Origin of the sequence: Ureibacillus manganicus DSM 26584, assembly GCF_000772945.1 — a bacterium.
In the GTDB taxonomy this organism is placed as follows: domain Bacteria; phylum Bacillota; class Bacilli; order Bacillales_A; family Planococcaceae; genus Ureibacillus; species Ureibacillus manganicus.
Genome location: NZ_JPVN01000007.1, coordinates 124,922 through 137,639 on the forward strand (window position 1 = coordinate 124,922; position 12,718 = coordinate 137,639).

Consider the following 12,718-nt stretch of genomic DNA (forward strand, 5'->3'; position numbering starts at 1 on the left):
GGCTAGAAGAAAAGTCGCCCTTTTTGTTTGGAGTTCTTTTCATTTAAATCTTTTATATAAGTACAAAAATAAAGAAGAGGTGCATTTAAACATGCTTTATACAATTGTAAAACAGAATTCATATCAGGATTCAGTTAACTTAATGCTTCTTACAAACAAAATTTCTACTATGGAAGGCATTAACAAAGTTCAAGTTATGATGGGAACTCCTGCGAACAAGGATATCTTCAAAGGTTCAGGTCTTTATACTGAGGAGCTTGAAGGCGCTGCTTCAAACGATATGTGTATCGTTGTTGACACTGACTCAGAAGAAAAAATTCAAGAAGTACTTGATGAAGTAGATAACTATTTAAATAACCAAGCTATTGCAGGTAGCAAAGAAGCTTTCGAAACTGTTCGTTCTTGGGATAAAGCAACAAAAGCTTTACCAGGTGCAAACTTAGCAATTATCTCTACACCTGGACAATATGCTGCAGAAGAAGCTGAAAAGGCTATTGATCGTGATATGCACGTATTAATTTTCAGTGACAACGTAACTGTTGAAGATGAGCGTCGTATTAAAGAAAAAGCACATGACAAAGGTCTATTAGTAATGGGTCCTGACTGTGGTACAGCAATCGTTTCTGGTGTACCTCTTGCATTTGCTAACGTTATGAAAACTGGAAAAATTGGTGTAATCGGTGCTTCTGGTACTGGTATTCAAGAAGTTATTACACAAATCGACCGTTTAGGTGCTGGTATTAGCCATGCAATCGGAACTGGTGGACGTGACTTAAACGATAAAATCGGTGCTATTACAATGTTAGATGGTATTAAAGCATTAGCACAAAATAGCCAAACTGAAGTTATTACATTAATTTCTAAGCCACCTGCAAAAGAAGTACGTGACCAAGTAGTTCAATTACTACAAAGTCTTTCAAAACCAGTAGTAGCAATCTTCCTTGGTGAAGACCCACACAACCATGAAGGTAATGTTTACTATGCAAATACTCTTGAAGAAACAGCTGCAATTGCTGTTGATCTTGTAAGAGGCAACGAAGTTAAACCAAACTACAACACTTTACAAGGTGAAGTACCAAGCGTTGAGCTAAAACCTGAACAAAAAACAATTAAAGCTCTATATTCAGGTGGAACTTTAGGATATGAAGCAGCTACTCTTATTGCTAGAGGCCTAAACTATGATAATTCAGGTGCTCACGAAGAAGGTTACTTATTAAGTACTGACGGATTTGAAGTAATCGACCTTGGAGATGATATTTATACTCAAGGTAAACCACACCCAATGATTGACCCTGATACAAGAATTCAATACTTCCAAAAAGCAGCTCAAGATGAGTCTACTGCAGTTATTCTTTTTGATGTTGTTCTTGGATATGGTTCTCATGAAGATATGGCTAGTGCATTAATTCCTGGAATTGAAAAAATCCAAAAAGAAGCACAAGCAAATGGCAAAAACATTTACTTTGTTGCAACTGTATGTGGTACTGACCAAGATCCACAAGGAATTGATGATCAAAAAGCTAAATTACAAAAAGCGGGAGTAATTATCCGTGACAGTAACAACCAAGCAGTATTAACTTCTTTAGCTATGTTAGACATGCAAATTGAAGAAGTACAAAAAGAAGTAGTTGCTGGTACTGAAGTAGCAAAAGTAGATGTAACAGTTTCTGAAGCAATCGAAAGATTATTAACTGAAAAACCAAACGTTGTTAACGTAGGGTTAAAGAAATTTACTGAAGCAATTACTTCAACAGGTGGAAGAGTTGTTCAATACGATTGGCGTCCAGTTGCTGGCGGTAACCCAAGAATGCGTAAAATTTTAAGTTTACTAAAATAATTTCGAATTCTAAAACTTCTACTTTAAACCCTTAAAAAAAGTCATAACTCACAAAAGGTGGTGTTCTTCACCTTTTGTGGCAGATCGACTCTGTAAAATTAGGTCGATAAAAAAATATCGATCTTGTACATAGGGGATAATCTTTGAAGTCGGATGGTTGTAAAAAATTGGAATTAATGAATGTTCAGGAGGAATTATAATGTACGGACAATATAAAACAATTGATGAAGCAAACAGAGCGGTTATCGATAAAGTTGTATCAAGTTCTCCATTTTTAGTGGATGTTGTTCCAGCTAAATCTGTTATTGAAGAACTAAATGGTAAAGTAATATTACACGCAGGTCCACCGATTAAATGGGAAAACATGACTAGCCCAATGCAAGGTTCTTGTGTAGGTGCAACTTTATTTGAAGGTTGGGCAAATGATGCTGATGAAGCACGTAAAATGTTAGAAAATGGCGAAATTGAGTTTATCCCATGTCACCATGTAAACGCAGTAGGACCAATGGGTGGTATAACTTCTGGAAGCATGCCTGTACTTGTTGTAGAAAATCGTGACGGTGGAAACCGTGCTTATTGTACTATGAACGAAGGGATCGGAGCAGTATTACGTTTCGGCGCATATTCTGACGATGTTATCAACCGTTTAAAATGGTTCAGAGATATTTTAGGACCAACTATTGCAAAAGCACTTAAAGTTAAAGGCGATGGCTTAAACGTTAACGTTGCTATGGCAAAAGCAATTACTATGGGTGATGAGTTCCACCAACGTAATATTGCTGGTTCTCTTATTTTCTTAAAAGATATTACTCCATACATCTTACAAACTGATGTAAATGAAAAAGACAAACTAGACGTTATTCAATTCTTAGCAGATACTGACCAATTCTTCTTAAATATTGCAATGGCTACTGGTAAAGTAGTAATGGATACAGCTAGACAAATTCAACATGGTACAGTTGTAACTGCAATGTGCCGTAACGGTTATGAATTCGGTATCCGTATTGCAGGAATGGGTGACGAATGGTTTACAGCACCAGTTAACACACCTCAAGGTTTATTCTTTACAGGATATGATCAAGATATGGCTTGTCCTGACATGGGGGATAGTGCAATTACTGAAACATTTGGTGTTGGTGGATTCGCTATGATCGCAGCTCCTGGTGTTACTCGTTTCGTTGGTGCAGGTGGTATGGACGATGCAGTAACTACAAGTAACGAAATGATGGAAATCTGTATTGATCACAATCCAAACTTCTCAATTCCAACATGGGATTTCCAAGGCGCTACTCTTGGAATCGACGCAAGAAAAGTTGTTGAAACAGGTATCGAACCAATTATCAACACAGGTATTGCACATAAAGAAGCAGGCGTTGGTCAAATCGGTGCAGGTACTGTACGTGCTCCATTAGCATGTTTCGAAAAAGCAATTGAAGCTTATGCTGTAAAACTTGGTCTAATTGACCCACAATAAATGAATAATCATACTCTTTTTGGAGAGGGATATAGTTATCTAATTCCTCTCCTTCTTTTTAAAAAAGAGAAGGCATTTGTTCATAGTCGTTTCACAAATGGCTTCAATATCAAAATGGGGGATTCTCTCATTTTTATCGGAACGACGAAAAACGGCCAACTTCCATTTGGAATCCATCTCCCTGAATATGATACTGCATTAGCAGTTACCTCAGTGAACAACGGTGAAGCTGTTCAATGGAATGAAAAAACGAATTCCATCGAATTTTATAACTTTGCGATTAGCTTGAACAAAGCAAATCCGTATAAAAATGAACTAATAAAATTAAAAAGTATAGAAATATTTGTAAGCAGCATTAACCAATTTAAATCCCAGTTAATGGAATTAGATGAACGCACTGGATTGGATGTCTTTATCAGAGATTTTATAAACGAGTTTCAAGTAAATAATAATCATAATCTAAGTGGTATTGATTTGTATTTGAACTTATTAATAAAATCGGCGATAACAAGTGATGAGCAAATGATGGACAAAGCATTTCGATACTTCCTAGGAAGAGGTAATGGCCTTACTCCATCAGGAGACGATATGGTTGTTGGATTACTTGCATTTGATGCTGTATCGCATTTCTTATCCCCCAGGTTTTATGAAAAACTTTCTGAACTAATAGAAGGTGAGTCCATTACAACTGATGTGGCAAGAGAATATTTGCGATATGCACTAAAACATGAGTTCAGCTCAACCGTTTCTAATATGGTCAATACACTTGCTAGCGGGGATACCGCTAAATTTGACATGAATTTCAAGGACTTGCTTGGAGTTGGACATAGCTCGGGACTCGATACATTATTTGGTATACTAATTGGTATGCTCACTTTTGAAACGATAAATAATACAACAGAAACTAATTTTTAAGGAGTGTTAATATGAGCAAAATCGTTCTAGCGATCGGTGGAAATGCCATCATCAAAGAAGGACAAAAAGGTACAATTGAAGAACAACAACAAAACCTTGTTGAAAGTGCTGGACCAGTACTTGATTTAATGGAACAAGGACATACAGTTGTAATTACTCACGGTAACGGACCACAAGTTGGTAATACGTTAATCAGAGGGGAAATGGCGAAATCAGTTATCCCTGAATATCCTTTACATGTTTATGGTGCAGAAACACAAGGTAACATCGGATATTTAATCCAACAAATCTTTAAAAATGAAATGGTTAAACGTAATATCAACAAAACAATTGCGACAGTTGTTACTCAGTCAGTTGTATCTTCTGATGATCCAGCTTTCCAAAGCCCAACAAAACCAATTGGACCATTCTATTCTGAAGAAGATATGGAGAAAATCGTTGCTGAACGTAACTTAACATTCGTTGAAGATGCTGGTCGTGGATACCGACGCGTTGTTGCATCGCCAAAACCAGTAAGAATTGTTGAGAAAGAAGCAATTGAAACATTGCTAAATAACGGGATTTCTGTTGTTTCTACTGGTGGCGGTGGTATTCCAGTTATCGAAAACAACGGTAAACTCGAAGGTATTGAAGCTGTAATCGATAAAGATTTCGCGAGTGCATTACTCGCTGCTGAAATTAACGCAGACTTCTTATTCATCTTAACGGGTGTAGAACAAGTTGCTATTAACTTCGGTAAACCAAATCAAGAAAATTTAGCTGAAATGACAGTTGAAGATGCTCTTCGTTATATGGAAGAAGGTCAATTCCCTAAAGGAAGTATGGGACCAAAAATTGAAGCTGCAATTCTTTTCCTACAAAAAGGCGGAAAAAATGTTATCATTACTTCAATTGACAAACTTCAAGATGCAGTAGAAGGAAAAACTGGTACTCGAATTGTTCAATAATTAAAAAAGCAAGCTAGGTTTGTCCTAAACTATTAATGAAAAGTACCTCTAATGTAGTATCGCTACTTTAGAGGTACTTTTTTTTATTTATATGAAAAATAAAAAAATCTGTTAACGCCAGCGCAAAACAACTAATAATTGGCAGCATTTAGATCTGAATTCTAATCTAATCCCATCAGGATTAAAGTAAACTTCTATTTGTGAAGTAACACCATTTGAACGAATTAACCGCTTAACTTCTTCTCGATTAGAATGTTGCGCTGCATCCATTACTTTTGTACTGAAATCTTTTGAAGTTGAAAACATTTCAACTACTTTATTAGCATCACTCATTAGCTTTTGAGTTTCCTTAGCGGATTCGTGTAAAAGAGTAGTATCGACTGGAGGCAATTGGCTACGCTGGGCGGTCTGATATAAAAGATGAGGGTTAACAGTAATAGGTGCTTGAACTATGTGATTAGCAGGATTTTGATAAAAGAAATTGTGTGGATGTGGCTGTTGAAAAAAATACATAAATATACCTCCTTCCACAATTGAATAACTTACTTCAAGAGTATGCCAAATTGTTTAATCTTTATGGGCAATGAACTGATTTTAAAACTTTTTGATAGTCCATAGAATGGGACTGTTCCAATGTAGTGGTTTAAACATAAATTCAGGATTTAGATATGAAAGATAAAGTTAAATCATATTGTATAAGTAAAATACAAATTACCAAATAATAGGTGATTAATTCCGCGATTGGAAGGATCATTGTGGATAATTATTGGAGAAAAAAGGAGTGCTATCTATTACAACTAAGAAGATTTTATTTTTCTGTGACCCTGGAATTGACGATTCTTTGGCAATTATGTATTCCATCCTAGATCCAGAAATTGAACTAGTTGGCATTGTAGCTAGTTATGGGAACATAACAAAGAATCTGGCTACAGCAAATGCCGCATATTTAGTGCAATTGGCTGGTAGAACTGATATTCCAGTTATACCTGGTGCATCTATGCCGGTTCAAGAAGATGAAACCTTAAGAATATATCCAGAAATTCATGGAAAGGAAGGTCTTGGTCCGATTCAACCGCCTCGTAATTTTCAATATCAAACATATCCTTTCGACATGATCCGCGTCATCATAGAAAAATACGGGAAAGAACTTATTATAGTAGATACAGGACGTTCAACTACCTTGGCAACGGTATTTAATTTGTATCCGGAACATGTAAAAATGGTTCATTCGTTTTATATAATGGGTGGAGCATTCTTTGTTCCAGGTAATGCATCAGCGCTTGCAGAAGCAAATTTTTATGGTGATCCAACCTCAACCAATATTGTTCTAAAGAACGCACATAACCTGACTATAACTCCTTTGAACGTTACACAATATGCTGTCATTTCTGAGGCTCTAATGAAAGAAATCACTCAAAATAATAAAAGTGTTTTTGCACCTTTGATGGAACCAATATACAAATATTATTTCGATTTTTATAAAAAAAGTAACCCTGGTATTTTAGGTGCACCTATTCATGATCTTCTCACTATTATGGTAGTAAAAAATCCAACACTTGTAGATTACATACAATATGATCCAACAGTAATTGAGAGTACAGATGCAAAGGGTATGTCATATATTGATATTCGACCAACAAGTGAAAAAGGGAAAACTAAAATTGCCGTAAATCTTCATTATGATGCATTTCTAGAAGAGTTTAAGAAAGTTGTGCTGTAAGGATTAAGAATCCTTATGTAGAAGAATTGGTAATAAAAGTATTTACAGAAAAAATATATAATGGCATAATGTAGATATTCTAATAAAAGGGAGAGTAAGTATTTATGATGCCATCTAATTGCTAATATTAATTTATTTTAGTATTAATAGGATTTATTTATGAGTGTGAAAATTGCCTAATTTAATTAGGTTTATTTGTTATGCTCTTTATGAATCGGGCAATTTAGAAGGATTACTTACTTAGCTAAATCTAGAATATTTATTGGTATGGGGTACTGTATCATCATTATGCACTTTTTTAATGATGGCATTTTAATGCGTTTACCTCACCAAATTAATTCATATTCAATGACTATTTAGGCTGTAAGAGGATTTTTCTTCTTACGGTCTTTTTTGTTACCTATTCTGCTAGGCACCCAAATTTTAGGACATCTCGAGTGCAAAAAATACTAGGAATTATGAAACTATAGTAAGGTCTTCTGTTAGCCCTTTCCATAAAAAGTGTAACTTTTACTATGGAAATGAGGGAAAAATTTATGTTTGAGTTAAAACTGATCGGAATAAAAAAATATATGGAAGCTACGCTTGTCGTAAATAATATATCCTTTGAGGCTTATGAGGGGGACAGAATTGGAATTGTTGGAGCGAATGGTAGTGGGAAAAGTACCATTCTTAAACTCATTGCGGGTATAGAGCAAATGAATTATTATCCTGGTTACCCCCAAACATCAAGTCCTGGTTATGACGAAGGGTTGATTAAAATGTCAAGAGGTGCAAGTTGTGCATACCTTGAGCAAATACCGACTTATCCTGAAGGGTTAAGAGTGAAAGATGTATTAAATTTAGCCTTTGAAGAACTTGAATTAATTGAAGAACAAATACGAGAGTTAGAAGGGAAAATGCAAACTTTAGAAGGAACCGACCTTGAAAAGACTTTAAATAGATATAGTGACTTAGTTCAACAATATGAACTAAAAGGCGGATATGAAAAGGAAGAAAAATTAAGCAAGGTTTGTACAGGTTTAAAGTTTGATGAGAGTTTTTTAAATAGAGATTTTGATCTATTAAGTGGTGGGGAAAAAACGACTGTTGTTTTAGGGAAACTTCTAATTCATAACCCAAACATACTACTACTCGATGAACCTACAAATCATTTGCATATGGACTCAATTGAATGGCTAGAAGGCTATTTAAATAGTTACAAGGGTATCGTCATCATCGTTTCACATGACAGATATTTTTTAGACAACGTTGTCATGAAGATTGTGGAGATAGAGGATATGGAATCTATATCTTATAAAGGAAACTATTCATCCTATGTAAGCCAAAAAGAAGAAAATATGCGGATTCAATACGAGCATTTCCGTGAACAACAGAAAAGTATAAAAAATATGGAACAACAAGTTAAAAATTTAAGAGACTGGGCTATGAGAGCAGACAATAACAAATTCTTTCGAAGAGCTGCAAGTATACAAAAGAAACTCGACAAAATGGATCGAATAGATAAACCTACTTTTGAAAGGCGAAATATGCGGCTGAATTTAACTGCAACAGAGCGTTCAGGAAATGAAACTATTAAAGCTGTTGAACTATCAAAGTCTTATGGCGATAAAATCATTTTTAAAAACGCAGATGTACTAATTAAGTACGGTGAAAGAGTTGGGTTGATAGGTCAGAATGGAAGTGGCAAAACTTCCTTTATAAAAATGTTATTAGGTGAAGAATTACCGGATTCTGGTTCTGTACAATTAGGTGCTAATGTGATGCCAGCATATCTACCACAAAAAATCGCATTTAATAATGAAGAAAGCACAGTTCTCGAAACATTTAGAGAAAATATTTCGATTTTGGAAGGAAAAGCTAGGGAATATTTATCGAAGTTCATGTTTTATAAAAGCACGGTCTTTAAAAAAGTAAAGCATTTGTCAGGTGGAGAACGAATCCGATTAAAGCTTGCTTTGCTATTATACCAAGATATTAATTTATTAATACTAGATGAGCCAACAAATCATTTAGACATTGAAAGTATTGAAACTCTTGAAGAAGCATTAGATGATTTCGAAGGGACAATTTTCTTTGTATCACATGACCGATACTTTATTAATAAAATTGGTCAACGTATAGTAGCTATTGATAACAATACATTTAAAAGCTATCCGGGTAATTATGATGAATATAAAAGTGAAAAAGACAAACTGAACCTAATTGATAAAGAAAAACATGCAATTAAAGAGAAAAAAGATAAACAGAAAAGCACGAATCTATACGAACGAAGTGAAAACAAAGAAAGGAAAAAAGAAAAAGCTTTAACAAAAATTGAAAAGCTTGAGAAAGAGATTAGTGAGATTGATGTAGAAATGTTAGCAAATCAAAGTGAATATGAAGTCCTTGATAAGCTTAACACTAGAAAAGTTGAATTAACTGAGGAGTTAGAATGTATGCTCAATTTGTGGGTGAGTTTAGAAGAATATTAAATAGAGGTAAATACACTAACATTGAATTTTATGAAACTTCCTGTCGATAGAATATTTTTGAAAATATGCTCATACATTTTATCGATAGGAGGGCAAATCATGAATGAAAAGAATCAGGTAAATGAAAATAGCAAAAATGAGCAGTTAGAACAGTTTCTTGTCGAAGATGAAGGAAAGGCGCTTACAACGAATCAAGGGCTGAAAATGTCTGAGGATGAATTTTCATTAAAGGCTGGAGAACGTGGGCCGACCTTAATGGAAGATTTCCATTTTCGTGAAAAACTCACACATTTCGACCATGAAAGAATTCCAGAGCGTGTAGTACATGCAAGAGGATTTGCAGCACATGGGTTTTTTGAATTATATGAAAGCATGAAAGATTTTACCCGGGCAAAGTTTTTGCAGGATCCTTCTGTAAAAACACCCGTTTTTGTCAGGTTTTCTACTGTTAATGGTGCGCGTGGTTCTTCTGATACTGTTCGTGATGCAAGAGGTTTTGCCACAAAGTTTTATACTGAAGAAGGAAATTATGATTTAGTTGGTAATAATATTCCTGTATTTTTCATTCAAGATGCTATTAAGTTTCCAGATTTAGTACACTCCTTTAAACCAGAGCCTGATAATGATATTCCTCAAGCTTCTACTGCCCATGACACATTTTGGGATTTTGTAGCGAATAACCAGGAATCAGCCCATATGATTATGTGGATTATGTCTGACCGGGCTATACCAAGAAGTTTCCGAATGATGGAAGGGTTTGGTGTTCATACATTTCGTTTTGTTAATGACCAAGGGAAGGCACACTTTGTAAAATTCCATTGGAAACCAAAACTAGGCGTACACTCTCTTGTTTGGGATGAATCACATAAACTAGCAGGAATAGATCCTGATTTTCATCGGAATGATTTGTGGAATGCAATTGAAAATGGCTTCTTTCCAGAGTACGAATTAGGAGTTCAATTACTAAGGGAAGAAGATGAGTTTAAACTTGGGGTCGATATATTAGATGCAACTAAGATCTGGCCAGAAGAAATTGTTCCGGTTAAAATCATTGGGAAAATGACATTAAATAGAAATGTTGATAACTTTTTTGCAGAAACCGAACAAGCTGCATTTCATCTTGGTAATGTAGTACCTGGGGTGGATTTTACCAATGATCCTTTACTTCAAGGTCGTCTATTTTCATACTTGGATACACAGCTAATTCGCCTTGGTGGACCAAATTTCCATGAGATTCCAATTAACCGTCCTGTTGTACCTTTTCATAATAATCAGAGAGATGGGTATCACAGGCAAACGATCAATAAAGGAAAAGTGAACTATCACAGAAATTCTTTAGCAGGAAATACTCCTTCCCCTGTTCCACCTGAAAAAGGTGGGTATGAATCTTACCAGGAAAAAGTTGAAGGTCGTAAAATTCGTGCCAGAAGTGATAGCTTTAAAGATCATTTCTCTCAAGCTACTCTATTTTGGAATAGTATGAGTGACGTAGAAAAGCGACATATTATCGAAGCATTTCAATTTGAGCTTGCAAAAGTAAAAAGTGAATCAGTTAAACAGCAAGTTGTCGATATGTTTGCAAATGTAAATTTGGAATTAGCAAGGAGTATAGCTGAATATATTGGGGTTAACCCGCCGGCTTCAGGTGGTTCAAATGTAACTACATCTTCTCCTGCACTTAGCCAACTAAATACAGTATTTAGTCCTGAAACACTTACAGTTGCAGTCATAGTGACAAAGGGGTTCAATGGTCCAGATGTGAAATATGTATTAGATCACTTAGTTGCTGCGGGAATTCAACCAAAAATTATTAGTGAAACAATTGGTGAAGTGTCTGGGACAAATGGGGTTAATCTGAATGCGGAATTTACATTCTTAACAGCAAAGTCAGTCCAATTTGACTCTGTCTATATAGTAAGAGCAAGCAGTAGTAGCCCTACGTTTAACAAACAGATAGCTCATTTTACTGATGAGGCCTTTTCCCACTATAAACCAATTGGCGCAAGTCCTGGGCTAAATCAATGGTTGGAGAGAAATAATATTGCTGGTCAACCTGGAGTGGTCATCAGTGAAAACCTAGAGCAATTTACAAAAGAATTGATTGATGCTATATCACAACATCGTTTCTGGGATCGAAAGGTAATATAAATAATGTAAGATTTAAGAAAAAAATTAGTAGAAAATAGAGAGAAAAGAACGTGTTTTCCTAGCGTTCTTTTTTTAATGGGGAATTTTTGAAAAATATTATACGGGAAGTGTGTAATTAATTTAATTCCTTTAATCTTCAGTGTTTGAAAGTATTTATAATTTTCTAAATATTAGAGTGGAAGAACCCAACATTTGATGTATAGTTAAACATATAAAACATAAAGACAAACGCAAAACGCTGTGTTTGGTAGAGGAGATGTCTAATGGGAAGAATAATATTAACTACAGAAAGTGGAGCGGATTTGCCGATAGATTTAGTTGAACGATATCAGATTCAAGTAGTTCCAATGCACGTAATTATGGATGGCAAGGATTATTTGGATGGTGAACTTCCTGTTGAAGAAGTTTTTGATTATCATCAACGCACTAAAAAAATCCCATCTACGGCAGCAACGAACGAACTTGAGTACCATGATTTATTCACAAAAATTAGAGAAGATTTTCCAGAGAGCGTAATTATTCATATTGGCTATACATCAAGAGCATCTGCTTCGTTTCAAAGTGCGGTAATCGCAGCACAGGATTTTAAAGATATTTACCTTATTGATGCATTGAACGTAACAGGTGGTTTAGGTGCCATTGTGTTGTATGCAGCAACTTTACTTGAAGAAGAACCGACTATTGAACCTAGTTTGTTAGTAGAAAAAATTGAATCAGTAGTACCTAAATCAAGGCTAGCCTTCATTCCTGGAAGCTTAGACTTTTTAAGGGCAGGAGGACGTGTAAGTAATGTTGCCTATATCGGAGGTGCGTTGTTAAAAATTAAACCTTGCATCGAACTAAAAGATGGAAAGCTTGTTTCAACTAGAAAATATCGTGGGAAAATGAGTGTAGTTGCAGAGAAACTGATGCAGGATTATTTAAATGAATACAATATCGACCGACAACAGTTGTACCTGCTTTACTCTATTGGACTTGATGATAGTATAAAGAAACGGATTGATGAAATCGCAATAGAAGAAGGTTTTAAAAATGTAAAGTGGATGCAAGCTGGTGCTATGATTTCTACCCATGCAGGACCAGGAGGCTTTGGAATAGCGGGATTAGAGCGGTAATAAAAAAGGGGGTGTCTTGATGACATCCTTTTTTGCATTACTACTTTTAGGATTAAATAAGTTATTGTTCTTCATTTTATGGTACGAT

At 35.3% G+C, this 12,718-nt stretch carries 9 protein-coding genes; 8 read left to right on the top strand and 1 reads right to left on the bottom strand.

Going from position 1 to position 12,718, the window contains the following annotated elements; translation table 11 throughout:
* Nucleotides 1-91 precede the first annotated feature (91 nt).
* From fdrA to arcC, 4 genes are all read left to right on the top strand, one after another.
* Complete coding sequence (fdrA, locus tag CD29_RS07405) at nt 92-1,837, top strand: acyl-CoA synthetase FdrA (protein ID WP_036184827.1); 1,746 nt, start codon at nt 92-94, stop codon at nt 1,835-1,837.
* Between the two features lie 199 nt (nt 1,838-2,036).
* Nucleotides 2,037-3,311, top strand: a complete 1,275-nt coding sequence (locus CD29_RS07410; protein ID WP_036184830.1) for a YlbE family protein — start codon at nt 2,037-2,039, stop codon at nt 3,309-3,311.
* The gene (locus CD29_RS07415; protein WP_052124047.1) at nt 3,312-4,226 is read left to right on the top strand and encodes a DUF2877 domain-containing protein; all 915 of its coding nucleotides are present in this window, start codon (nt 3,312-3,314) and stop codon (nt 4,224-4,226) included.
* An 11-nt stretch (nt 4,227-4,237) separates the two neighbouring features.
* Nucleotides 4,238-5,173, top strand: a complete 936-nt coding sequence (arcC, locus tag CD29_RS07420; RefSeq protein WP_036184833.1) for a carbamate kinase — start codon at nt 4,238-4,240, stop codon at nt 5,171-5,173.
* 111 nt (nt 5,174-5,284) lie between these two features.
* On the opposite strand, the gene CD29_RS07425 is transcribed toward arcC, so the two are convergent.
* On the bottom strand, nt 5,285-5,686 hold the full coding sequence (locus CD29_RS07425) for a hypothetical protein (RefSeq protein ID WP_088322118.1): 402 nt from the start codon (nt 5,684-5,686) through the stop codon (nt 5,285-5,287).
* Nucleotides 5,687-5,954: 268 nt separating this feature from the next.
* Between CD29_RS07425 and CD29_RS07430 the strand changes: the two genes are divergently transcribed.
* The 4 genes from CD29_RS07430 (at nt 5,955) to CD29_RS07445 (ending at nt 12,630) form a co-directional block, all read left to right on the top strand.
* The gene (locus CD29_RS07430; RefSeq protein ID WP_036184836.1) at nt 5,955-6,893 is read left to right on the top strand and encodes a nucleoside hydrolase; all 939 of its coding nucleotides are present in this window, start codon (nt 5,955-5,957) and stop codon (nt 6,891-6,893) included.
* A gap of 536 nt (nt 6,894-7,429) precedes the next feature.
* Nucleotides 7,430-9,367, top strand: coding sequence for a ribosomal protection-like ABC-F family protein (abc-f, locus tag CD29_RS07435; protein WP_036184839.1), 1,938 nt, complete (start codon nt 7,430-7,432; stop codon nt 9,365-9,367).
* Nucleotides 9,368-9,466: 99 nt separating this feature from the next.
* Nucleotides 9,467-11,515 carry a catalase gene (locus CD29_RS07440; protein ID WP_036184842.1) on the top strand — a complete coding sequence of 683 codons (2,049 nt, stop codon included), beginning with the start codon at nt 9,467-9,469 and terminating at the stop codon, nt 11,513-11,515.
* Nucleotides 11,516-11,778: 263 nt separating this feature from the next.
* Complete coding sequence (locus CD29_RS07445) at nt 11,779-12,630, top strand: DegV family protein (protein WP_036184844.1); 852 nt, start codon at nt 11,779-11,781, stop codon at nt 12,628-12,630.
* The last annotated feature ends 88 nt before the right edge of the window (nt 12,631-12,718 follow it).

Excerpts from the sequence above, each read along its gene's own strand:
- CD29_RS07415 (WP_052124047.1), top strand. The coding sequence starts at position 3,312 with ATGAATAATCATACTCTTTTTGGAGAGGGATATAGTTATCTAATTCCT.
- CD29_RS07440 (WP_036184842.1), top strand. The coding sequence starts at position 9,467 with ATGAATGAAAAGAATCAGGTAAATGAAAATAGCAAAAATGAGCAGTTA.
- abc-f (WP_036184839.1), top strand. The coding sequence starts at position 7,430 with ATGTTTGAGTTAAAACTGATCGGAATAAAAAAATATATGGAAGCTACG.
- CD29_RS07425 (WP_088322118.1), bottom strand. The coding sequence starts at position 5,686 with ATGTATTTTTTTCAACAGCCACATCCACACAATTTCTTTTATCAAAAT.
- fdrA (WP_036184827.1), top strand. The coding sequence starts at position 92 with ATGCTTTATACAATTGTAAAACAGAATTCATATCAGGATTCAGTTAAC.
- arcC (WP_036184833.1), top strand. The coding sequence starts at position 4,238 with ATGAGCAAAATCGTTCTAGCGATCGGTGGAAATGCCATCATCAAAGAA.
- CD29_RS07410 (WP_036184830.1), top strand. The coding sequence starts at position 2,037 with ATGTACGGACAATATAAAACAATTGATGAAGCAAACAGAGCGGTTATC.
- CD29_RS07445 (WP_036184844.1), top strand. The coding sequence starts at position 11,779 with ATGGGAAGAATAATATTAACTACAGAAAGTGGAGCGGATTTGCCGATA.